This is a genomic window from Klebsiella sp. MBT K-1 (assembly GCF_002556465.1).
GTDB classification, from domain to species: Bacteria; Pseudomonadota; Gammaproteobacteria; order Enterobacterales; family Enterobacteriaceae; genus Klebsiella; species Klebsiella grimontii.
This window is the reverse complement of sequence record NZ_PDEL01000002.1, coordinates 119,013-140,666: the sequence shown is the minus strand read 5'-3', so window position 1 is coordinate 140,666 and position 21,654 is coordinate 119,013. Positions and strand designations below refer to the sequence as shown.

The 21,654-nt window shown below is 53.1% G+C and carries 21 protein-coding genes; 11 read left to right on the top strand and 10 right to left on the bottom strand.

Annotation, left to right across the window (positions count from 1 at the left end):
• Positions 1–327: 327 nt before the first annotated feature.
• Together CMQ96_RS03150 and CMQ96_RS03145 are read left to right on the top strand one after the other, a co-directional pair.
• Complete coding sequence (locus CMQ96_RS03150; protein WP_098065865.1) at positions 328–816, top strand: DinB family protein; 489 nt, start codon at positions 328–330, stop codon at positions 814–816.
• Positions 817–960: 144 nt separating this feature from the next.
• A complete protein-coding gene (locus CMQ96_RS03145) occupies positions 961–1,239 on the top strand; it encodes a hypothetical protein (RefSeq protein ID WP_004136290.1) in 279 nt (92 codons plus the stop codon).
• A gap of 145 nt (positions 1,240–1,384) precedes the next feature.
• Here CMQ96_RS03145 and CMQ96_RS03140 read toward each other — a convergent pair whose 3' ends face one another.
• Positions 1,385–2,416, bottom strand: a complete 1,032-nt coding sequence (locus CMQ96_RS03140) for a methionine synthase (RefSeq protein ID WP_004136288.1) — start codon at positions 2,414–2,416, stop codon at positions 1,385–1,387.
• Positions 2,417–2,443: 27 nt separating this feature from the next.
• On the bottom strand, positions 2,444–3,421 hold the full coding sequence (locus CMQ96_RS03135; protein WP_024358047.1) for a DUF1852 domain-containing protein: 978 nt from the start codon (positions 3,419–3,421) through the stop codon (positions 2,444–2,446).
• Between the two features lie 593 nt (positions 3,422–4,014).
• Here CMQ96_RS03135 and iraP point away from each other — a divergent pair.
• Positions 4,015–4,326 (top strand): anti-adapter protein IraP, encoded by a 312-nt coding sequence (gene iraP / locus CMQ96_RS03130; protein ID WP_004136287.1) that lies wholly within the window; start codon positions 4,015–4,017, stop codon positions 4,324–4,326.
• Positions 4,327–4,521: 195 nt separating this feature from the next.
• Here the strand turns inward: iraP and CMQ96_RS03125 are convergent, their stop codons facing one another.
• From CMQ96_RS03125 to CMQ96_RS03115, 3 genes are all read right to left on the bottom strand, one after another.
• Positions 4,522–5,739 (bottom strand): diguanylate phosphodiesterase, encoded by a 1,218-nt coding sequence (locus CMQ96_RS03125; protein WP_098065863.1) that lies wholly within the window; start codon positions 5,737–5,739, stop codon positions 4,522–4,524.
• Between the two features lie 139 nt (positions 5,740–5,878).
• A complete protein-coding gene (locus tag CMQ96_RS03120) occupies positions 5,879–6,313 on the bottom strand; it encodes a GNAT family N-acetyltransferase (RefSeq protein ID WP_004119786.1) in 435 nt (144 codons plus the stop codon).
• Positions 6,314–6,699: 386 nt separating this feature from the next.
• Entirely contained in the window at positions 6,700–7,770 is a 1,071-nt protein-coding gene (locus tag CMQ96_RS03115) for a LacI family DNA-binding transcriptional regulator (RefSeq protein ID WP_049131964.1), read from the bottom strand.
• A gap of 209 nt (positions 7,771–7,979) precedes the next feature.
• Here CMQ96_RS03115 and CMQ96_RS03110 point away from each other — a divergent pair, with 209 nt between their 5' ends.
• Together CMQ96_RS03110 and CMQ96_RS03105 are read left to right on the top strand one after the other, a co-directional pair.
• Complete coding sequence (locus tag CMQ96_RS03110; RefSeq protein ID WP_098065861.1) at positions 7,980–11,087, top strand: beta-galactosidase; 3,108 nt, start codon at positions 7,980–7,982, stop codon at positions 11,085–11,087.
• Positions 11,088–11,142: 55 nt separating this feature from the next.
• Positions 11,143–12,393, top strand: coding sequence for an MFS transporter (locus tag CMQ96_RS03105; protein ID WP_004119781.1), 1,251 nt, complete (start codon positions 11,143–11,145; stop codon positions 12,391–12,393).
• Positions 12,394–12,455: 62 nt separating this feature from the next.
• Here the strand turns inward: CMQ96_RS03105 and CMQ96_RS03100 are convergent, their stop codons facing one another.
• The 3 genes from CMQ96_RS03100 to CMQ96_RS03090 all read right to left on the bottom strand — a co-directional run bounded on the left by CMQ96_RS03100 (position 12,456) and on the right by CMQ96_RS03090 (position 14,190).
• Complete coding sequence (locus tag CMQ96_RS03100; protein ID WP_004119778.1) at positions 12,456–13,544, bottom strand: AAA family ATPase; 1,089 nt, start codon at positions 13,542–13,544, stop codon at positions 12,456–12,458.
• Between the two features lie 102 nt (positions 13,545–13,646).
• A complete protein-coding gene (locus CMQ96_RS03095) occupies positions 13,647–13,907 on the bottom strand; it encodes a hypothetical protein (protein WP_004136273.1) in 261 nt (86 codons plus the stop codon).
• 28 nt (positions 13,908–13,935) lie between these two features.
• Complete coding sequence (locus CMQ96_RS03090; protein WP_004136271.1) at positions 13,936–14,190, bottom strand: hypothetical protein; 255 nt, start codon at positions 14,188–14,190, stop codon at positions 13,936–13,938.
• Between the two features lie 380 nt (positions 14,191–14,570).
• Here CMQ96_RS03090 and CMQ96_RS03085 point away from each other — a divergent pair, with 380 nt between their 5' ends.
• On the top strand, positions 14,571–14,843 hold the full coding sequence (locus CMQ96_RS03085) for a YqjD family protein (RefSeq protein WP_004136268.1): 273 nt from the start codon (positions 14,571–14,573) through the stop codon (positions 14,841–14,843).
• A 62-nt stretch (positions 14,844–14,905) separates the two neighbouring features.
• On the opposite strand, the gene CMQ96_RS03080 is transcribed toward CMQ96_RS03085, so the two are convergent.
• Positions 14,906–15,217, bottom strand: coding sequence for a hypothetical protein (locus CMQ96_RS03080; RefSeq protein ID WP_049089008.1), 312 nt, complete (start codon positions 15,215–15,217; stop codon positions 14,906–14,908).
• Between the two features lie 163 nt (positions 15,218–15,380).
• Here CMQ96_RS03080 and CMQ96_RS03075 point away from each other — a divergent pair, with 163 nt between their 5' ends.
• From CMQ96_RS03075 to CMQ96_RS03065, 3 genes are all read left to right on the top strand, one after another.
• The gene (locus tag CMQ96_RS03075; protein ID WP_004136266.1) at positions 15,381–15,920 is read left to right on the top strand and encodes a DUF2058 domain-containing protein; all 540 of its coding nucleotides are present in this window, start codon (positions 15,381–15,383) and stop codon (positions 15,918–15,920) included.
• A gap of 113 nt (positions 15,921–16,033) precedes the next feature.
• A complete protein-coding gene (locus CMQ96_RS03070) occupies positions 16,034–16,510 on the top strand; it encodes a cold-shock protein (protein WP_098065859.1) in 477 nt (158 codons plus the stop codon).
• 325 nt (positions 16,511–16,835) lie between these two features.
• On the top strand, positions 16,836–17,447 hold the full coding sequence (locus CMQ96_RS03065) for a hypothetical protein (RefSeq protein WP_004136264.1): 612 nt from the start codon (positions 16,836–16,838) through the stop codon (positions 17,445–17,447).
• Between the two features lie 428 nt (positions 17,448–17,875).
• Here the strand turns inward: CMQ96_RS03065 and dcp are convergent, their stop codons facing one another.
• Positions 17,876–19,918 carry a peptidyl-dipeptidase Dcp gene (gene dcp / locus CMQ96_RS03060; protein WP_098065857.1) on the bottom strand — a complete coding sequence of 681 codons (2,043 nt, stop codon included), beginning with the start codon at positions 19,916–19,918 and terminating at the stop codon, positions 17,876–17,878.
• Positions 19,919–20,090: 172 nt separating this feature from the next.
• Here dcp and ydfG point away from each other — a divergent pair, with 172 nt between their 5' ends.
• Both ydfG and CMQ96_RS03050 read left to right on the top strand, forming a co-directional pair.
• Positions 20,091–20,840 carry a bifunctional NADP-dependent 3-hydroxy acid dehydrogenase/3-hydroxypropionate dehydrogenase YdfG gene (gene ydfG, locus CMQ96_RS03055; protein ID WP_098065855.1) on the top strand — a complete coding sequence of 250 codons (750 nt, stop codon included), beginning with the start codon at positions 20,091–20,093 and terminating at the stop codon, positions 20,838–20,840.
• A gap of 90 nt (positions 20,841–20,930) precedes the next feature.
• Positions 20,931–21,617, top strand: a complete 687-nt coding sequence (locus CMQ96_RS03050; protein ID WP_004136262.1) for a GntR family transcriptional regulator — start codon at positions 20,931–20,933, stop codon at positions 21,615–21,617.
• Positions 21,618–21,654: the final 37 nt, after the last annotated feature.

Below are 21,654 nucleotides of genomic sequence, written 5' to 3'. Positions count from 1 at the left end.
TTTGCGCCGAAAATTCAGCCTCCATGATGTGAAATTAACCTTCACCTTAAATACAAAATATTGCTCGATAGATCTTATGCATGCGACAAGCAGCGGATTTTTCACGCCGCCAGGGCACATGGTTGGGTTATCTTTATTTGTTGATAGCGAGTTTGAATGAAAAAACGAGGTGACAAAAAGCAGCCGTATTGCATTCGCAGGAAAAACGACAGGCTGATTCAAAGGAATGACATAATTTCTACTGCAGGGCGCTGCCTGTCAGGATGAGAAGATTTCCCTCTGCATATGTTGCTGATATGATGGTTTAATGTAAAACGGAGGCGATATATGGGTGCGGATCAGGTAGTTACGTTTTTTAAGTATAAGCAATGGATAGACGCAGAAACGTTACAAGCAATAAAACGTGTTGATACCTCGGTTTATGCCCATAAACACCATCTTATGCTCAGGCTCATGAATCATATTTATGTGGTGGATATGATTTTCAGGGCTAATATTAGCGGGCAAAAACACGGTTACACAGCGCTTAATACGCCAGAGACACCGTCTGCTGATGAACTTTTGTCAAAGATGACCGAATGTACAGACTGGAATATTCAATATGTGAGCACCATGAGCGCCGTTGATTTTTCGCATAGTATAGAATTCCGCTTTGTCGATGGCGGGAAGGGTGAAATGAAAGCACTGGATATGCTCAATCATGTACTTTTTCATGGTACGTATCATCGCGGCGCTGTCGGTTGGTTGCTTTCTGAATGTGGCGTGACCCCGCCTAAGGATGTATTAACCGTGTTTCTCAGAGATCATAATCACTAGCAGCAGGCAGTAAGGACCATCTGGATTTCATATCCAAATGGTCCTTTCGGAGCCAACGATCGTGTCCGCATCGGCTAATGCCGATCGCAGGCTGGTTCTTGATAAGCTATGTTATGCTTTAAAAACACGGACAAGGAACGGCACATGCACATCAATACCAAAATGAGGATTGCGGCCCTTTTATACCTTATGGCCGCGTACGCCGTTGCCCTGCCGGCGCTTGCGCTGTTTACAGATCTGGTGATAAACGGTGGCATTATTGATATGTGGAAAAGCGCGTATTCATTTGTCGACCTGCTTGTCCGGCGTAAAACGCTTTATCTGCAGTTTGCCGGGCTGGGCGCTATTCTGGGCTTTATCTACTGGCTGTTTTTCTTTAGAAAATACCGCCATTACGATCCACTGGATAAATATTTTAAGTAACTAGCGACGCTGCGTATGAGTATTTCCCTGCCGATAACCGCTCCGTGAGATATTAAAGCAGAGCCAGCAGCAGCGCCGCTGCCGCTGTTGCATTCGCTGGACATCTGCCAGCAACGGCGATGCTTTCCTGCCCTTTGCCAGCGGGCTATTTTCCCTGGAGCTCCCTGCGGATAATCTCCGCCCCGGCGCTTAACGCCTGCAGTTTACCTGCAGCAACCCGGCGAGATAACGGCGCCATGCCGCAGTTGGTTGACGGATAGAGTTTATCAGCTTCCACAAACTGGAGCGCTTTGCGTAAAGTCGCGGCCACCTCTTCCGGTGTTTCAATGGTATTGGTTGCCACATCTATGGCTCCAACCATGACTTTTTTACCGCGAATCAGCTCGAGCAGATCCATAGGCACCCGCGAGTTATGGCACTCCAGTGAGATAATATCGATGTTGGATGTTTGCAGCTTAGGGAACGCTTCTTCATATTGGCGCCACTCGGTTCCCAACGTTTTTTTCCAGTCGGTATTGGCCTTGATGCCGTATCCATAGCAGATATGGACCGCGGTTTCGCATTTAAGCCCTTCGATCGCTCTTTCTAACGCCGCGATGCCCCAATCATTGACCTCATCAAAAAACACATTAAAGGCTGGCTCATCAAACTGAATAATGTCGACGCCGGCGGCCTCCAGCTCTTTGGCTTCCTGGTTAAGTATCTTCGCAAATTCCCAGGCCAGTTTTTCGCGGCTTTTATAATGAGCGTCATAAAGCGTATCAATCATGGTCATGGGACCCGGCAGCGCCCATTTAATCGGTTGTTTGGTCAGCTGACGCAAAAAACGCGCATCTTCAACGAATACCGGTTTTTGTCGCTCAACGGCCCCTACCACGGTTGGTACGCTCGCGTCGTAGCGATTGCGGATTTTAACGACTTCGCGTTTTTCAAAATCAACGCCGCTGAGATGCTCGATAAACGTGGTGACAAAATGCTGACGCGTTTGCTCGCCATCGCTGACGATATCGATACCGGCGCGCAGTTGGTCGAATAAGGACAAACTCAGCGCATCTTTTTTGCCGTCGATTAATTCCTGATCGTGTAATTTCCAGGCAGACCACAGTTTCTCCGGCTCAGCAAGCCAGGAGGGTTTCGGTAAGCTGCCAGCCGTTGAAGTTGGTAATAATTTTTTCATTATCGATAACCTTATCTATGCGATGTCTTAAAGAGCGTAATGAGCAGACCATTGCTGCAGAATATTTTTATACGGTTTAATAAAATGCTCTTCGGTATACTTCCCCTGCTCTACCGCCAGCTGGCTGCGCTCTTCACGGTCGTAAACAATTTTTGTTAACGAATGGTCCTGATGATGCAGATCGGGCTGGTAGCAGAGTCCTGCAGCAGAGTTCGCATTGTAAATCTCCGGGCGGTATATCTTCTGGAAAGTCTCCATCGTGCTGATGGTGCTAATCAGCTCAAGACTCGTATAATCGCTCAGCAAATCCCCCGAAAAATAAAATGCCAGAGGCGCGACGCTGTTTTTCGGCATAAAATAACGAACCTGCAGGCCCATTTTGCCAAAATATTGCTCAGTCAACGATGAGGCGGTAGGCCGGTATTCGAGGCCCAACACCGGGTGTTGATTTCCGGTCTGGTGATAGGTGTCTTTGCTGGAGACGCTAAGGCAGATGACCGGTGTTTTTTTGAAATTGGCCTTGTACTGCGCTGAATTGACGAAATCTTTAAATATATTGCCGTGTAAATCGCCAAACCCCTCGGGAATGCTAAAACCTGCTCGCCCTTTATTATGTTCTAACAACACTACGCTAAAGTCGTAATCGCGAACGTACGAGGAGAAATTATTGCCGACAATACCGTCAATGCGTTTATCCGTCTTTTTGTCAATAATGCCGGTTTGCAATATTTCAATCACCGGAAAAGTATCGCCGGTGGCGTTGATCTTCATTTCGGCTGAAATAATTTCCAGCTCAACCGCGTAGCGATCGCCTTTGGGATTATCCCAATGCGCCAGGTTGTTGAAACGGTTGTTTATCATGGCTAACGTGTTGCGCAGATTCTCCCGGCGATTTTCCCCTCTGGCTAAATTAGCAAAGTTGGTTGTAATACGCGTATTTTCAGAGGGGTTATAGTTTTCATCAAACAAAGTGCGTTTAATAGTATAGGTAAATTGTTGATTCATCGCAGATGTGCATCCTAAGTTCTGAGAGAAAAACCGCAGTCCTTTCTGATGGTTGCAGGCTGGCGCACGCTTCCATAAGCGGTCTTCATCTTCATATTATCTATATCGAATACAGCATGTTATGCCAGAGTCATTAGATGAGTAAAAGCGAGTTAATTTCATTACAACATGAGCCATATTCATGGTCGGGCGTCAGACCATGCCGCAGCTTGATGGACAGAGATAGCCGCTCTTGCAAACGCGTTTATCCTCCCGGCCAAACATCCTAAAATTTTCCGCTTCGCCCGCTACGCGTTGATGCTGAACCAAGAAACATCAGAGGTCGGCCGGGCTTAACACAACTTCAAGTCTGCCGTCTTTCTTGTCAACAACCGCTCTCTTCATGCTCTCTTGCGCGCTGTCGGGCGCGATCGCTGGAGGAAAAATGGAAGAGGGAGCGGCGCGTTTTCATGCTTTATTTTGGTGATGTCTAAAACCTGACTATCGCTACTGATATTTTTTCTGGCATATTTATGTTCTATGGTTATTTCGGACTGTCAACGTCGAATATAGCCATCAACAACCCGCTCTAATTGATTGATTTGAGGGATACAATGAATAATGTCATTCTCAGCATAATTGCTAAAATTTCTGCCATGGATGCCGAAAGTAAGCAGCTTGCTGCCCAGGTCGAGGCGCAGTCTTTGCTCATTAGCGCTCTGATGCTTGCTATTGGCAAGGAAGGCGGCGTCGCGGAATTAGTTAGCAGCGTAACGAAAGCGATAAATTCAGTACTGGAATCATCTGAAGACGTTCTGAAGACGGACGCAGAACTGCTTCTGACCAAGTTTCAGGAACAAATAGCGCTCACGCAGTTGATAAACACCCACGAAGATGAAATCAGTCATGACGGGCTCGATGATTAACAAAGGTCAGTTTGTTATAGATTGAGAATAGGCATAGCTTGCAGTTAGGCATGAGCTTACCGGCCATCATCAACGCTTGGCCGGTTCAGCAAATACCGTTCAGCTTCAGAAAACAGGGATGATCCAGGTTGAATACTCCATTTCTACTCGCCTGCGCTGCTGCTGGAGGCAAACCGCTCAGTATATTAAGGCATATCAGACTTCACTTTTTTTCACAGGCCAGCGTATGTCACCGACGCCGTTGACTTTCGGCATGGCAAATAAAAAGCCCTGGAAACGTTTGATACCCGCAGATTCGAGCCAGCACCACTCCTCTATCCGCTCTATGCCTTCAGCAACCACGGCAATCTCAAGTTCACGGCAGCAGTTGATGATCGATCTTACCACCGCCTGTTTAGGGCCGCTCTGATGGATGTCGGTAATAATCTCGCGATCGATTTTAACTTTATCAGGCTGAATTTTTGTCAACAACGAGAGTCCAGCATAACCGGCGCCAAAATCATCAATTGCCAGCCCCATACCAGAGACGCGCAGTTTTTTTATCGCGCTGCTGAACTGGCTAAAACCGGAGATCATTTCATCTTCCGTCACCTCCACGATCACCTGTTCGGGTACCAGCCCCTGTTTTTTTATTTCCTGCAACAGGTATTCAATGGCGTCAGGAATAACAACCAGCGACATCGGAAGGATATTAATGGATATTTTATGGTCGCCAATATTGATTTCTTTCGCCAGGGCAAAGGCAACTGATTTCGCTTTGAGATCAACTTCATAACGTTGCTCTTGCGGAATCGAGGCAAAGAAATTAGCAGGACTGCCGCCCTCTTTATCACGAATAAGCGCTTCAAGCGAAGTGATATTCCCGGCCAACGGTTCGATAATGGGCTGGAAAGCAAACTGACAGCATTGACCGGCAAAAAACGATTCTTGCGGCACATGAAATGTATGTTTACGCAAATGAAGCGACCATTGGTCAGGCCGTAAAAAGGGTGACGGCGCGGCAACGCTTTTTTGACTGATAAAAGTATGGATAAATTTATAAACGCGCTCTTCGGTGGAAAGATAACCTTTCAGCTGGCTAAGCTGACGCACCTTTCTCAGGACGTCAGCGGTTTGCAGTTTATTCAGGTCAAAAAACATCATCCCTACGTTTTCAAAGCGCCGGCGCGGCGCGTAATCACGCATCAGCTCGACAACCTGAGAGTGGCGTTCGTCTTGCTTGATCTTGCTGAATAGCTGCTCAAGCACGCACTCATCGCCCTCAAGTATCTGAAGGTAAACATTATCTTTTAAAAGAAGTATGCCCGTAATCCCGCGTGCTGCGTTCTCAGCATTCGCTTTTTCAACCAGCAGTATGAGATCGGTTTCTTGTGTTAAATGCATCTGACTTCTGTAAATCAGAGTGGTCAGCATAATCCCATCCAGATGTTTGCCAGGAGAATGAGACTGTGTAACACAGTTTACCCTTTTAACCCAGGCTATCTGTCATCATTAACTGGGCCGGCTATAGCCGACTCAGGTTTGGTATATGCATTTTTTTAAGCGGTATTTGCTAGCCAACAAATCCCTGTTCCCGCATACGCGCTATCGTCTCTTCGCTGGCGCAAACCATGCCCGTCGCCAGCAATTCAAAACCGAAGCGGCGATAGAAATCTATTTTATCCACCACCGAGTAGATAAAGGTTTTGCCGTACGGCCGCAGCTCATCGCTGACCGCCCGCATCAGTTGCTGGCCGTATCCCTTACCCTGGCAGCGCGGGTGCACCGCGACATCCGCCAGATAGCTGCACCAGGTCAGGTCGCTAATTGCCCGGGCAACGGCAATGAGCTGACCGTTTTCATAGCCGAACCAGCAAAAGGTACTATGACGAAACGCGCGTTCAACCAGCGCAACGTCCCGCTGATTAAGCCCTGCGGCGGCGATGGTCTCCGCCACCGTCTGCCAGTCAACCGAGTCAACGTGCTCTTTTCCTTTTAATATCATCATGACCTTGCCTTTACTCGCCGCTATTGGCTTTCAGCATAGCCGAATGGTGCTAAAAGAAGAGCATTCTGTCGCTTCATGCGCTACAGCATTTTATGCCGGGACAGAAACTATAGCCCCGGGAAACTTTTTGACACGCGGGCGACAAAACAGCGTATTTATGCTTTACCCAGCCGATTTAACGCGCAACCAGCAGAATTAAATAAAATAACGTCATTTCCCGTTGGCAAAAAAAGGCCAAAAAAAACCGCCATGTGACTGGCGGTGAATAAATGCTTGCATGGATAGATTGTGTTTTGCATTTTTACGTTCAGGGGATAAATCCCCTGAGTACGTTTGTTGAATAAGCTATCACACGCAACATCAATGAAAGCTAAACGGCCCGTTGCTTACAGCTTTTCCACCAGCGCTTTGAGCTGCGCAATGAGCTCGCCTTTCTCCCTCTCCTCATCTCCCGCATAGGGCCAGGTGGAATGACGGATAATCAGGCGCGTCGGCAGCAGCTCGCGAATTTTTATCTGCGGAGCGGCCATGAGCTGGATGAGCAGCTCTACCGCCCGCTTCCCGAGAACATTAAAATCCTGGGCGACGGTGGTCAGCGGCGGCTGGAAATAGAGGCTATCCGCCGTGTCGTCATAGCCGGTGACCGAGATAGCCTGGCTGCCGGTGCGGTTAAGCTGCGCCAGCGCGCTCAGTACACCAAGCGCCATCTGATCGTTAGCCACCACGATGGCGCTGATGCGCGGATGGTGATGCAGCAGCTCAAAAGTTTTGTGCCAGCCACTGGCGGCACTCCAGTCGCCAAATACCGTCACCGCATTACTGACCCCCAGCCGGTGCAGCGCCTCGCGCCAGCTGCTCAGGCGCATGCGCGCGGAGATCGAGCTTTCCGGCCCGGCGAGCAGGCCGAACTCGCGGTGCCCGGCGTCCCAGAGATGACGCACGCAGGCGCCGCAGCCGTCGCGGTGATCGAAACGCACGCTGCAAACGTCGGCCTCCGGCGAGACGTCAAGAAACAGACAGGCAATATCGGGATTCTCCGCCACCAGCCGCTCCGCGAGACTGCTTTCCAGCGGCAGGCTGATAATCGCGCCGCGAATATGCTGGGCGCGAAACTCATTGAGCCTGGCCTGCAGCGACGGATAATCGATCTGCACCGGCATCGCAATGGAAACTTCAAGCTGATGCAAACCCGCATAGCTTTTCACCGCCGCGGCGATTTGCGAAGGCGCATGCAGCGTTAGCGAGGCAGTAATCAGCCCAATCGACGGCGCGGATTTACCCGCCAGCAGCTGCGCAGAACGGTTCGGCACATAGCGCAGCGCCTGCATCGCGCGGATCACTTTATCGCGGGTTTTTTCAGACACCACGTCCGGATTATTCAGCACCCGGGAGACCGTCTGCTGGGATACCCCGGCCTCGCGGGCCACATCTTCTAGCGTTGCCGATCGACGCTGCATAGCGCGCTCCTTCCCTATTTTGAACCCTCAATGTCGCTCGCTAACATTTTATGTTTAAAGGACGACAAAAATCAGCCCTTTTCCCAGCTTTTCGTGATCGCCGGTGGGTTTCATTTTCGCCATTATTGCGGCCCTGACGAAAATAACTGATAACAAATTTACATTGTCTAGCGAATGACATTTTTCTCACTTATCCGTCAGGTATGCGTATGCAACAACACGACTCAATCTCCGCCACAGGAGCGACATTTCATCAGGTTCTCGTCCGCGAAGACTGGCAAAACCAGACCATTACTCATCTCAACCGTTTACCGGCCCACCCGACGTTCGCCAGCTGGCGCGATCCCGACGCGGCGCGGGAAAACCGGCCTTCGGCGTCTCGTCGCCGGCTTGACGGCCAGTGGCAGTTTTCCCTGGCCCGCAGCCCGTTTGCGGTGGATGCCCGCTGGCTGGAAGACGATCTGCCGGACAGCCGCAGTACGCCGGTGCCATCAAACTGGCAGATGGAAGGCTACGACGCCCCAATCTACACCAACGTTCGCTATCCAATCGATACTACGCCGCCGCGCGTGCCTGAGGAGAACCCGACCGGCTGCTACTCGCTGACGTTCAGCGTTGATGAGGACTGGCAGGCCAACGGCCAGACGCAGATAATCTTCGACGGCGTTAATTCAGCTTTTCATCTGTGGTGCAACGGTGAATGGGTCGGCTACTCGCAGGACAGTCGCCTGCCCGCGGCCTTCGATCTCTCGCCATTCCTTCAGCCCGGCGATAACCGCATCTGCGTCATGGTGATGCGCTGGAGCGCGGGAACCTGGCTTGAAGATCAGGACATGTGGCGCATGAGCGGGATCTTTCGCTCGGTCTGGCTGCTGAACAAACCGACCCTGCACCTCAGCGACGTTCAGCTCACGCCGCAGCTCGATGCGCTTTACCGCGATGCCGAACTGCTGGTGAACGTAAGCGTTGCCGCGCCGGTCGCGCAGTTGGAAGAGCTGACGGTGAAGGTTGAGCTGTGGGATGAGGATCGTCTGGTCGCCAGCCACCGCCAGCCGCCGGGTTCGCCGATTATCGATGAGCGCGGCAACTATGCCGAACGCGCGGCGATTCGTCTGCCGGTAGAAAAACCGGCGCTGTGGAGCGCGGAAACGCCAAACTGCTATCGGGCAGTCGTCTCCCTGTGGCGCGGCGATGAAACGATCGAGGCGGAAGCCTGGGATATCGGCTTTCGCCGCGTTGAAATCAAAAACGGCCTGCTGCTGCTGAACGGCAAACCGCTGCTGATCCGCGGCGTCAACCGCCACGAGCATCACCACCAGCGCGGCCAGGTGGTGACCGAAGAGGACATGGTGCAGGATATTCTGCTGATGAAGCAGAACAACTTCAACGCCGTGCGCTGCTCGCACTATCCAAACGCTCCGCGCTGGTATGAGCTGTGCAACCGCTATGGCCTGTACGTCGTTGACGAAGCCAATATTGAAACCCACGGCATGGTGCCGATGAATCGTCTTTCCGACGATCCGGCCTGGCTCCCGGCCTTCAGCGCCCGCGTCAGCCGCATGCTGCAAAGCAACCGCAACCACCCGTCGATTATTATCTGGTCGCTGGGAAATGAATCCGGCGGCGGCGGCAACCATGAAGCGATGTATCACTGGCTGAAGCGCAACGACCCCTCCCGCCCGGTGCAGTACGAAGGCGGCGGCGCCGACAGCACCACCACCGATATTATCTGCCCGATGTACGCCCGCGTTGAACGCGACCAGCTGATTCCGACGGTGCCAAAATGGGGGATCAAAAAGTGGATCAGTCTGCCGGGCGAGCAGCGACCGCTGATCCTCTGCGAATACGCCCACGCGATGGGCAACAGCCTCGGCAACTTTGCCGATTACTGGCAGGCCTTTCGCGACTATCCGCGCCTGCAGGGCGGGTTTATCTGGGACTGGGCGGATCAGGCCATCAGCAAAACCTTCGACGACGGCAGCGTTGGCTATGCCTACGGCGGTGATTTTGGCGATAAACCGAACGATCGCCAGTTCTGTATGAACGGACTGGTTTTCCCCGACCGTCGCCCGCACCCTTCATTAATTGAGGCCAAACACGCGCAGCAGTACTTCCAGTTTGCCCTGCTCGCGCAATCCCCGCTGCGGATCGGCGTCAGCAGCGAATATCTGTTCCGCGCCACCGATAACGAAGAGCTGCGCTGGCAGGTTCAGGCCGCCGGAGAAACCTTTGCCGAGGGGCAAGTGAAGCTTGAGCTTAGTCCTGAAGGCCAGAGCGAGCTGACGCTGTGCGAGGCGCTGGCGCTGCCCGCCGGCGCCGAAGAGATATGGCTAACGCTGGAGGTCGTCCAGCCGCAGGCCACCGCCTGGTCCGACGCCGGGCATCGCGTCGCCTGGCAGCAGTTCCCGATCGCCGCCCCGCTGGCGCTGCGTCGCCCTGCCCCTACCGGCACGGCGCCAGCGCTGGACGGCAGCGACGCCGCCTGGACGGTGCGCAGCGGCGCGCAGCAGTGGACGGTCGACCGGGAAAGCGGCCTGTTAACCCGCTGGCAGGTGGACGGCGTGGAACAGCTGCTGACGCCGCTGCGCGATCAGTTTGTGCGCGCGCCGCTGGATAACGATATTGGCGTCAGTGAAGTGGAGCGTATCGACCCCAACGCCTGGGTCGAACGCTGGAAAAGCGCCGGGCTGTACGGCCTCAGGGCCCACTGCGTAGCGTGCGACGCGCAGCGTCTGGCCCATGAAGTGGTTATCGATAGCCGCTGGCACTATCTGCGCGGCGACGAAGTGGTGATTGTCAGCCACTGGCGGATGACGTTTGATAGCGAAGGCAAGTTGCATCTGGCGGTCGATGGCGAACGCGCCGGCACCCTGCCGCCGCTGCCGCGCATCGGGCTGACGTTCCAGGTTCCCGACCAGCAGCAGCCGGTCAGCTGGCTGGGCTACGGCCCGCACGAGAACTATCCGGACCGCCGCACCAGCGCCTGTTTCTCCCGCTGGCAGCTGCCGCTGGAAGAGATGACCACCCCTTACATTTTCCCGACGGAAAACGGCCTGCGCTGCGATAGCAAGGCGCTGGACTGGGGGCGCTGGCACGTAGGGGGCGATTTCCACTTCTCCGTCCAGCCCTATAGCACCGCGCAGTTAATGGAGACCGACCACTGGCACCGGATGAAGCCAGAAAAAGGCGTCTGGATTGCGCTCGATGCTCAACACATGGGCATCGGCGGCGACGACTCCTGGACACCCAGCGTGCTGCAACAGTGGCTGCTGCTTGAAAGACAATGGCAGTATCAGTTAACGATTCACTTCCAATAATAATCGGGGGCGAAAGCCCCCAACCTGACAGGCATAATAATATGGAATATTCACAATGAAACTCTCTGAACTCGCGCCACGAGAACGGCATAACTTTATTTATTTCATGCTGTTCTTTTTCTTTTACTATTTCATTATGTCAGCCTACTTTCCTTTTTTTCCGGTGTGGCTGGCGGAAGTTAACCATTTAACCAAAACCGAGACGGGGATCGTCTTCTCCTCCATTTCGCTATTCGCCATCATTTTCCAGCCGGTATTTGGCCTGATTTCCGATAAGCTCGGCCTGCGCAAGCATCTGCTGTGGACGATTACGATTTTATTAATCCTGTTTGCCCCCTTCTTTATTTTTGTTTTCTCGCCATTGCTGCAGATGAATATCATCGCGGGCGCGCTGGTGGGCGGAGTATATCTGGGGATCGTTTTCTCCAGCGGCTCCGGGGCGGTAGAAGCCTATATTGAACGCGTCAGCCGCGCCAACCGTTTTGAATACGGTAAAGTGCGCGTCTCAGGCTGCGTCGGCTGGGCGCTGTGCGCCTCCATCACCGGTATTTTGTTTAGTATCGACCCCAATATTACCTTCTGGATCGCCTCCGGTTTCGCGCTGATCCTCGGCGTGCTGTTGTGGGTCTCAAAACCGGAGAGCAGCAATAGCGCTGAGGTTATTGACGCCCTGGGCGCCAACCGTCAGGCCTTCTCAATGCGTACCGCCGCCGAGCTTTTGCGGATGCCGCGCTTCTGGGGCTTTATTATTTACGTGGTTGGCGTCGCCAGCGTCTATGACGTTTTCGACCAGCAGTTCGCCAACTTTTTTAAAGGCTTCTTCTCCAGCCCACAGCGCGGCACCGAAGTCTTTGGCTTCGTGACCACCGGTGGGGAATTACTCAATGCGCTGATCATGTTCTGCGCGCCGGCGATTATTAACCGAATTGGCGCCAAGAATGCCCTGTTAATTGCCGGGTTGATTATGTCAGTGCGAATTTTAGGCTCGTCTTTCGCCACCTCGGCGGTGGAAGTCATTATATTAAAAATGCTGCATATGTTTGAGATCCCGTTCCTGCTGGTCGGCACCTTTAAATATATCTCCTCGGCATTTAACCCAAAACTCTCGGCGACGCTGTTCCTGATCGGCTTTAATTTATCGAAACAGCTTTCAGGCGTGGTGCTCTCGGCGTGGGTAGGACGGATGTATGATACCGTCGGCTTCCATCAGGCTTATCTGATCCTGGGCTGTATCACCCTGAGCTTTACCGTTATTTCGCTGTTTACCCTGAAAGGCAGCAAAACGCTGCTGCCGGCCACGGCATAACACCAGGCCGCCGGAAAGCCTCCGGCGGCGATTCGTTTCCGGGCCGGATTAGGCCCGTGCCGCTAGTCGGCGATCCGCGTTTCCCCGTCGCGATTTTCCAGCCCGTAAAGTCGTGCTTGCGCCATGGACGAAATTAGCTCCGCCAGCTCGGCGGAGTGGCTGGTCAACCAGATTTGGCTATAGCGCGAAGCTTCGACAATGAGCCGGGCCAGCGCGGGAAACATCTGGCGATGCAGGCTGTTTTCCGGCTCGTTAATGGCCAGAAATGCCGGAGGACGCGGGCTCAACAACGCCACCGCCAGGCACAGGAAGCGCAGGGTGCCGTCGGACATCTCCGCCGCCAGTAAAGGCCGCCAGACGCCGTTGCGGCGCATCTTTACCGAGAAACGCGAGTTTTCGTTTTCACAGTAGAAGGTACACTCCGGAAAGGCTTCGCCGAGGATCTCATGCAGCAGCTCTTCGGCGCCGATTTCCACGATGGTCTGAAAGGCGGCGGCGAGGTTGTGTCCATCGCTGTCGAGCACCGGCGAGCGATAGCCGACCGTCGGATGGCGCAGCGGCGAGAGCCTGCCGATATTGAATTCGTGATAAAAGCGCCAGCGGCGCATGGTTTCCCTGACCCGCGAGACTTCCGGAAAGCGATGCGGCTCGCCCAACTGGCCAAAAATCGATTCGTTCTCGTAAATCGCGTCGGTAAAGGTGCTGCGCTCCCCGTTGACGTCGACCAGGAACGCGGCCTGATTTTTACGCTCCAGCACGCGCGATGACGGGCGTCGGGAAAATCCCGCCAGCCAGATCGACTCCTCTTTAACGATCGGATCCAGCTGAAACTGGGTGGGATAAGGCAGTTTTTCCGGAAAACCCACCTGCAGCTGGTAGTCAAACTCATCGGTCAGACAGCCAATCTGCAACCGTCGCGGAAAGCGGTCGGTCGGCGCGCTCGGCCCGGACCACATGATATTTTCCAGACCGCCCTCATCGCTGATATAGCCGGAGAACTTCCCGTCTGCGCAGGCGGTTAACAGGTGGATGGCTTTGTAGATATTGGATTTACCGCAGCCGTTGGGGCCAAAGACGATATTCAGCGCCCCGAGTTCCAGCTCAATATCCCTGACCGATCTGAAATTTTTTATCCGGATATGGTTAATCATAGATTCCCGAAACTGAGAAAAGCGTTTTGCGCTACGGTGTCGGAGGCACAAGAAAAACGAAATATGATCCGACCGGACGACAGATCGCCGCCCGGCACCGGCTCAACTGAAGAATTTTTTCATACCGCGGGTTAGCGCCACGCGTTTGAGTTTGTCCGTATCCTCATGGCTCTCGTTGAAAACGCCAAAAAAATAGCATTCATCATCAATGGTTTGCGACACGATCCTGTAGCTCAGCGGCTGGCCGGATTTCGCACCGTACTGCGCAGGGGTCACGGAAACCTCCGTCGCGTTATCGGCAACGCTAACCATCAGGCCGTCGCCCTTCCCTCCAACCAGCATCACCTTAATTAACGGGTGCACCATGTCCCTCCCGGGTTGAGGTCAATGATTAATTGTCGATGGCCTTGGGCTGGCAGTTGGCCGTTGAGCCGCTGTGGCCGGACTTGTCTTTAGCAGAGACCGGCTGAGCGCCCTCTTTGCCCACAACGGGCGGTAACGGCACACCGTCTTTGTCCACCGCTGGCGGCGCCGTCCGACAGGTCGCCGTTTTGCTGGCATCTGCGGCCCACGCAGGCGTTTGCAGACTCAGGATCGCCAGGGGAGCAAGCCATATCGCGTTCTTCAGTACATTCTTATAGTTCATACCGGCCTTGAGTTAAAAAATTTCTTTCTTATGCTGCGCTAAGCGCTGATTATTAGTAGCAAAAGCTGACAAATGATGAAGGAAAAAAGAGGAATTGTGAATATCAATAGTTCTTATTTATGAATCGCCACCTTTCCCGCAACGGCGTTTGCGGATCTTATCGCCAGGAATTAACTTAATCAATTGAAATAATGGGGCTGCTACTCATTCTGGCCAGGTTTTTGCGCAATCAACTTAGCGCTTCTGAGGTCGAAACAGCAGCCTGGTTTATATCCCAAACGTTGTAGAAAATTCCTGGAGTGGGCTATACCGCAGGCTGAGCATTGGTACTTCGCCTGTCAGCCACTAGACTTAAATAAGTCAAACGAAAGGAGACTCCCATGTCATCACAAGATTATGAAAACGACGCGCAGAATCTGGCCGACAAAGTCGGTAATAAAGTGAATGAATTTGCCGGGGAAGCCCAGCAGCAATTTGGTGATGCGGTTGATTCGCCGAAACATCAGCTAAAAGGCGCGGCCCGGAAATACGCCGCTCAGGCTTCGGATGCCGTTTCAGAGGTCTCTGAGCGCGTCAGGGAAAATCCCCTAACCGGGCTGCTGGCGGCCGGCGCCATCGGGCTGGTGATTGGCTTGCTGGCGGGAAGGAAATAACCTATAAGGCCCTTTGGGCCTTAATTTTTGAACCTCAAGCACACCCTTATGCATAAGCCAACTCAAATAGCCACAACGTCAGCAACCTCAAACTGAAAAACGTACGGGTCGGAGAGCAGCTGATACCGCTCATCATCCGCATAGGTTACCGCCACGTGATAGTCTTCACCGGCAAAGGCGATGACGGCATCCAGATTATTCCAGTACGTGGCCAGAAAAAAATGTTCCCACTCCCCCTGCGTTTCCCGCCTGACAAACGCCCCCGCGTTGCCGGTGATGTCCCGAGAATGTTGCACGCCTGTCGCCTGCAGATGAAGCGCAAACGCATCGCCAAACGCCACGGGAACACAGCCGTGCCAGGTTCTGACAATCATCACCAATCTCCATAATCAATTACGCAAAGTGCATTTATAGCAAATAAATAGCAAAAAAAGAGAATTTTTATGCACTTCATAACAAGCAAACCATACCGCATGGTACATACCCGACATTTGCAGGTATAATCTCACTCATTATTCAGCGGATTCAGATACCAAGATGACAAAACTCACCTTACAAGAGCAGATGCTAAAAGCCGGACTCGTGACCAGCAAAAAAATGGCCAAAGTTCAGAGGACGGCGAAAAAATCCCGCGTTCAGGCCCGTGAAGCCAGAGAGGCGGTGGAAGAGAATAAAAAAGCGCAGCTTGAGCGAGATAAGCAGCTTAGCGAGCAACAAAAGCAGGCCGCGCTATCGAAAGAGTATAAAGCGCAGGTTAAGCAGCTTATTGAAATGAATAAAATCGATATATCCAAAGGCAATATTGATTTTAACTTCACGGATAACAACTTTATTAAAAAAATCGCCGTGGATAAACTGACCCAGGCGCAGCTGATTAGCGGTCGTCTCGCCATTGCCCGTCTGGCTGGTGATAATGACGGTGAGAGCCAATACGCGATTATCCCGGCGAGCGTAGCGGATAAAATCGCCCAGCGCGACGCCAGCAGCATTGTTTTAAACAGCGCGCTGAGTGCGGAAGAGCAGGACGAAGACGATCCGTATGCTGATTTTAAAGTTCCCGATGATTTGATGTGGTAAGCAACGCGGGCCTCCGCAGACCGGAGATTCAGGCGTAGTCTATGCGGGCATTGTGCTTTACGCTGCCCGCGGCAAAATTGAGTAGATAAACGATTAACCAGGCGGTAACGGCGATGAACGGAACGATCACAACATGGTTTAAAGATAATGGTTTTGGATTTATCAAAGATGAAAACGGCGATAATCGCTATTTTCATGTGATTAAAGTTGCCAACCCTGAACTGATTAAAAAAGATGCGGCTGTCACGTTCGAACCCACCACGAATAACAAGGGTTTGTCAGCTTACGCGGTGAAAGTCCTGCCGGAAAGCAAATATATCTATATTGCAGGCGAGCGGATTAAGCTTACGTCGATCAAATCTTTCCTGGTATACAGCGAGGAAGAGCCCGCCGATGCCCGCATTGATAAAGAGAATGCGGTACTCTCCGTGGGCCTGTTGATGGGAAATATCAGGCCAAAATCCGCCGCGAAGCCCGGCGAAATGCGCTCGGTGAAAAAGCTGGCTATCACCACCTTCCAGGGGAGCACCCTCATTTTCTCGGAAGATGAGATTGATATTGAGGCCACGGTAAAACTGCTTAAAGTGTAACAACATACAGTGAACCAAACCGGGCTCCGCGCCCGGTTTGAGACTTATGACCCACCCGTTTTCAACATCTGCCCCATATCTCCGCCGGGCGGTGGCTAACCGGTAGCGCCAAAACCCAGGAGGCGAAATTAATTGCAGCGCTGAGCTAAACGCAATATTTATATACGCTCCTGCGCGCGATCGCTCTATCTCCGTAAATTAAATTCCTCAGAATAAGCTAATTCGCATCATGTGTTAAAACCAGGGTTATAATACAGCACAAAGTGAACAGCATTTAGATTCGCATCATTTATCCTCGTAGCCAAAAACAAATTTGGTGATGTTGATGACTATATTTAAAAGCTTACTCTCCTTTCTTGGTGCGGCTTGCGCCAGCGCATTTGTGGTACTTAGCCTGTGGGTCGATATATACTTTTGGGATTATAATATTTCGGAACTATCACTGACCGAAATTGTGCAGGAGTCCGTTTTAACAGCCATCGTATTTATTCATTTCCTGCTTGCCAGGCGGTATAAAGCTATGCGCTACTGTAATATTCTGGTTGGCGGTTTTTTCCTTGCCATGCTAATTCGCGAACTGGACGCCCTTTTTGATCTCATTGCTCACGGTAGCTGGGTATGGTTTGCGCTGATTGCAGCTCTTTTAGCCTTAATTCATCCAGTTATTCATTATCGTCAGACCCTGCACCAGCTAGCACAATATACTCGTACCCCCTGGTACGGCCTATTAATCAGCGGCCTGTTGGCTATTCTGGTCTTCTCCCGACTCTTCGGCATGCAAGCCTTATGGCTGGCCATTCTCGATGGCGGTTACGTTCGGGTGGTAAAAAACGTCGTAGAGGAAGGCTGCGAATCATTCGGTTATATGCTTTGTCTCACCGCCTCGATTGGCTATTTTTGCACTTTTCGCGAAACGTTAGCGCAGAAATCATATTGAACCATCCGCTCTTAACGGCTGTCCCGCAAAACAGAGGTTTTGCCGAGTTGAGGGGGCGAACGCTTCCCTACTCCAGGTTCCTTCTGCCAATCTTGATGGCAGGCGTAACGCCTTGATGTCATAAGTAAGGTAAGTCCTAAATATTCTCAGCGCTTAACTGTTTAATGGTTTTGCCCGCAGCGCGAGGATAAAATTTCGCTGCTATGGTACTGCCTCCATAGCAAATTGCTCACCTGCAGCTCTTGCATACGGTTCGCAGGTGAGCAACCTCACCCGCAGTGAAAAATGCAAATGCGTGCCGGGCATGCCCGGGCACTGCTGCAGAGTAACCTCGCAAATCCTGACGAGTCTGAGCATTCCTTTTCGGGAAAAAAGACAAAAAAACCGGGCGCTGCGCCCGGTCTTCTTCTACTCGTCAAAACGCGCGACTAACTCAGCCCGCGGTTTTCCAGCATCGGTTCAATCTGCGGATCGTGTCCGCGCCACTGGCGATAAAGTTCTGCTAAATCAGTACTATTGCCGCGAGACAAAATCGCTTCGCGGAAACGCTGGCCGTTTTCACGGCTTAAACCACCCTGCTCAACGAACCACTGGTAGCCGTCGTCCGCCAGCATCTGCGTCCACAGGTAAGCGTAATAACCCGCGGCGTAGCCGCCGCCGAAAATATGCGAGAAGTAGCTGCTGCGATAGCGTGGCGGCACCGCGGCAAGATCCATACTCTCCGCGTGCAGGGCCGCGGCTTCAAACGCATCCACGTCCTCGGGTAGCTTATCCGCCGTCACGCTGTGCCAGCGCATATCCAGCAGCGCCGCCGCGAGCAGTTCGCTCATATCGTAGCCTTTATTAAACTTCGCCGCGCGGAACATGCTGTCGCGCAGCGCTTCCGGCATAGCTTCCCCGGTTTGATGATGCCGCGCATAGTGGGCAAACACCTGCGGCTCGCTGGCCCAATGTTCATAAATTTGCGAAGGAAACTCCACAAAATCGCGCGGGGTATTGGTTCCTGACAGGCTGGCATACTTCTGGCTGGCAAACAGGCCGTGCAGGGTATGACCAAATTCGTGGAATAAAGTGATGACCTCATCCCAGGAAAGCAGCGCGCTGTGTCCGGCTTTGGGTTTCTGATAGTTACAGACGTTGTAGATAACCGGATGCTGCGCTCGCAGGGTCGATTGTTCGACAAACACGCCCATCCATGCCCCGCCGCTTTTACTATCCCGCGAGAAGTAGTCGCCGTAGAACAGCGCGATCCCCTCGCCGTTAGCGTCGATAATTTCCCATACCTGTACGTCAGGGTGATAAACCGGAATATCGAATCGTTCGATAAAGCGAATACCGAACAACTGTGTCGCCGTCCAGAACACGCCATCGCGCAGGACGCGGTCGAGGGCAAAATAGGGTTTTAACTGCGCTTCATCGATGGCAAATTTCGCCCTGCGCACCTGCTCGGCGTAATAGAGCCAGTCCCAGGCCGCCGCGCGGAAATTGCCCCCTTCATTATCAATAACCTGCTGGATATCCGCCAGCTCCTGCTCGGCCCGCGCCCTTGCCGCCGGGGCGATTCGTCGCATAAAGGCAAACGCCTCCCCCGGCGCTCCCGCCATCTGATCGGCCATTGACCAACTGGCAAAGTCGTCCGCGCCCAGCAGCTGCGCTTTACGCGCGCGAATTTCCGCCAGCCGCAGCACCAGCTCGCGGGTGTCATTCGCATCGCCCTTCTGATTGCGCGTCCAACCGGCCGCAAACAAGTTCTCTCGCGTCTGCCTCTCCTGCAGCGAGAGCAGCGCGGGCTGCTGGGTGGTATTGAGTAAAGGCAGCAGCCAGCGACCGCTTAATCCCTTATCCTGCGCGGCCTCTGCCGCTGCGCTTATCTCCTCGTCGCTAAGTCCCGCGAGCTGATGGACATCCTCCACCACCAGACCGCCAGATTTTACCGCCGCGAGCAGGCGCTGCTGAAACTGGCTTTGCAGCGCTGCCGCTTCGGTATTCAGCGCGCGAAGCGCCGCTTTTTGCTCATCCTCAAGCATCGCGCCCGCAAGGGTAAAACGTTGCCAGGTCACCTCCAGCAAACGCCGGGATTCGCTATCCAGAGTGAGCGAATCCCGCTGCTCCCACACTCGCTTCACCCGCTGAAAAAGCGCATCGTTAAGCCAGATATCATTCGCCAGTTCCGCCAGCTCGGCGGAAAACTGCTCATCAAGCGCCTGAATAGTCGGGTTGGTCTCCGCTCCCGCCATCGCGAAAAAGACGTTCGTCACCCGCGCCAGCAGCTGGCCGCTCTGCTCCAGGGCCTCCAGCGTGTTGGCAAAATCAGCCGGCTGGGGGTGATTAACGATGGCGGCAATCTCCGCGCGCTGGCGGCGAACGCCCTCGTCGAAGGCCGGACGGTAATGACTCACGTCAATCACATCGAAACGCGGCGCCTGATAAGGCAGCAGGCTGACGCTGAAAAAAGGATTGTTCTCCGACATCTTCATCTCCTGAATACGATTATTCTGTAAGATTAGGCAACTCATTGATTGACCGCAATGATTACTCTGTTAACCGCCGCGATCGGCCTCCTTTGCCCGATGATTTCCATTACCCGCCACCGGGATCGCGTGCTATGGTATGAAGACACAAAAAGCGTTGAGGAACAGTAAGATGATTATTCTGGTTACCGGAGCAACAGCGGGTTTTGGGGAAAGTATTACTCGCCGTTTTATCGCTAACGGTCACAAAGTGGTTGCCACCGGGCGCCGCGAAGAGCGCCTGAAAACGTTGAAAGATGAGCTGGGCGACAACCTTTATACCGCCCAACTGGACGTACGCAATCGCGCAGCCATTGAAGAGACGATCGCCGGGCTGCCCGCCGAGTGGCAGGCGATTGATATTCTGGTCAATAACGCCGGACTGGCGCTGGGTCTTGAGCCCGCGCATAAAGCCAGCCTTGAAGACTGGGAAGACATGATTGATACCAATAATAAAGGGCTGGTTTATATGACCCGCGCCGTCCTGCCGGGGATGGTTGAACGTAACCGCGGCCATATTATCAATATTGGTTCGGTCGCCGGCGCCTGGCCTTATGCCGGCGGTAACGTCTACGGTGCGACCAAAGCTTTTGTGCGCCAGTTCAGCCTCAATCTTCGTACCGATCTTCACGGCACCGCCCTTCGCGTGACCGATATTGAACCCGGCCTGGTTGGCGGCACCGAATTCTCCAACGTGCGCTTTAAAGGCGATGACGCTAAAGCCGAGAAAGCTTACGAAAATACCCAGGCCCTGACGCCGGAGGACGTGACCGAAGCGGTCTGGTGGGTCGCGACCCTGCCAAAACACGTCAACATCAACACCCTGGAACTCATGCCGGTCAGCCAAACTTTTGCCGGGCTGAACGTTCACCGCCAGGGCTAAGCTCTGTGACCCGGCCAGCAGGCCGGGTCTGGGCTGAAAGAGAAAAAACACGTAAAATAGCGCAAATACCTCATAAAAAAGTAATTATCCATGGCCGCAGAAGCACAACTGAATCCGACACAGCCCGTCAATCAGCAAATTTATCGTATCCTTCGTCGGGATATCGTCCATTGTCTGATCCCGCCAGGCACCCCGCTTTCGGAGAAGGAAGTCTCCGTGCGCTTTGATGTTTCTCGTCAACCGGTTCGCGAAGCCTTTATTAAACTGGCCGAGAACGGTTTGATCCAGATCCGCCCGCAGCGCGGGAGCTACGTGAATAAAATCTCTCTCTCGCAGGTGCGCAACGGCTGTTTTGTCCGCCAGGCCATCGAATGCGCCGTGGTGCGGCGCGCCGCCGGGATGGTGAACGATGAACAGCTCTACCAGCTTGAGCAAAATCTAAATCAGCAGCGTACGGCGGTCGAACGCCAGCAGTTAACCGATTTTTTCCAGCTGGATGACGAATTTCACCAGAAGCTCTCGCAAATCGCCGACTGCCAGTTAGCCTGGGATACCGTCGAAAATATTAAAGCTACCATCGACCGGGTGCGCTATATGAGCCTCGATCATGTGACTCCTCCCGATATGATGCTGCGTCAGCATTACGATATTTTCCAGCCGCTGGTCGCCCGTGACCCGGACGCGGTGGAAAAAGCGATGAGCTTACATCTGCAAGAAATTAGCGAATCCGTGCTGCTGGTACGTCAGGAAAATAGCGACTGGTTTAGCGAGGAATAAAATGCGTCGCGGCAGAATATACGGTCTGCCGCTCTGG

What these genes read in the sequence shown, in the direction of transcription:
- CMQ96_RS03090 (WP_004136271.1), bottom strand. Translation starts at nt 14,190, where the DNA reads ATGAACTATAAGAATGTACTGAAGAACGCGATATGGCTTGCTCCCCTG.
- CMQ96_RS03050 (WP_004136262.1), top strand. Translation starts at nt 20,931, where the DNA reads ATGGCCGCAGAAGCACAACTGAATCCGACACAGCCCGTCAATCAGCAA.
- CMQ96_RS03105 (WP_004119781.1), top strand. Translation starts at nt 11,143, where the DNA reads ATGAAACTCTCTGAACTCGCGCCACGAGAACGGCATAACTTTATTTAT.
- CMQ96_RS03120 (WP_004119786.1), bottom strand. Translation starts at nt 6,313, where the DNA reads ATGATGATATTAAAAGGAAAAGAGCACGTTGACTCGGTTGACTGGCAG.
- CMQ96_RS03070 (WP_098065859.1), top strand. Translation starts at nt 16,034, where the DNA reads ATGAACGGAACGATCACAACATGGTTTAAAGATAATGGTTTTGGATTT.
- iraP (WP_004136287.1), top strand. Translation starts at nt 4,015, where the DNA reads ATGAATAATGTCATTCTCAGCATAATTGCTAAAATTTCTGCCATGGAT.
- CMQ96_RS03115 (WP_049131964.1), bottom strand. Translation starts at nt 7,770, where the DNA reads ATGCAGCGTCGATCGGCAACGCTAGAAGATGTGGCCCGCGAGGCCGGG.
- CMQ96_RS03150 (WP_098065865.1), top strand. Translation starts at nt 328, where the DNA reads ATGGGTGCGGATCAGGTAGTTACGTTTTTTAAGTATAAGCAATGGATA.
- ydfG (WP_098065855.1), top strand. Translation starts at nt 20,091, where the DNA reads ATGATTATTCTGGTTACCGGAGCAACAGCGGGTTTTGGGGAAAGTATT.
- CMQ96_RS03085 (WP_004136268.1), top strand. Translation starts at nt 14,571, where the DNA reads ATGTCATCACAAGATTATGAAAACGACGCGCAGAATCTGGCCGACAAA.
- dcp (WP_098065857.1), bottom strand. Translation starts at nt 19,918, where the DNA reads ATGTCGGAGAACAATCCTTTTTTCAGCGTCAGCCTGCTGCCTTATCAG.
- CMQ96_RS03135 (WP_024358047.1), bottom strand. Translation starts at nt 3,421, where the DNA reads ATGAATCAACAATTTACCTATACTATTAAACGCACTTTGTTTGATGAA.
- CMQ96_RS03065 (WP_004136264.1), top strand. Translation starts at nt 16,836, where the DNA reads ATGACTATATTTAAAAGCTTACTCTCCTTTCTTGGTGCGGCTTGCGCC.
- CMQ96_RS03100 (WP_004119778.1), bottom strand. Translation starts at nt 13,544, where the DNA reads ATGATTAACCATATCCGGATAAAAAATTTCAGATCGGTCAGGGATATT.
- CMQ96_RS03140 (WP_004136288.1), bottom strand. Translation starts at nt 2,416, where the DNA reads ATGAAAAAATTATTACCAACTTCAACGGCTGGCAGCTTACCGAAACCC.
- CMQ96_RS03125 (WP_098065863.1), bottom strand. Translation starts at nt 5,739, where the DNA reads ATGCTGACCACTCTGATTTACAGAAGTCAGATGCATTTAACACAAGAA.
- CMQ96_RS03080 (WP_049089008.1), bottom strand. Translation starts at nt 15,217, where the DNA reads ATGATTGTCAGAACCTGGCACGGCTGTGTTCCCGTGGCGTTTGGCGAT.
- CMQ96_RS03075 (WP_004136266.1), top strand. Translation starts at nt 15,381, where the DNA reads ATGACAAAACTCACCTTACAAGAGCAGATGCTAAAAGCCGGACTCGTG.
- CMQ96_RS03145 (WP_004136290.1), top strand. Translation starts at nt 961, where the DNA reads ATGCACATCAATACCAAAATGAGGATTGCGGCCCTTTTATACCTTATG.
- CMQ96_RS03110 (WP_098065861.1), top strand. Translation starts at nt 7,980, where the DNA reads ATGCAACAACACGACTCAATCTCCGCCACAGGAGCGACATTTCATCAG.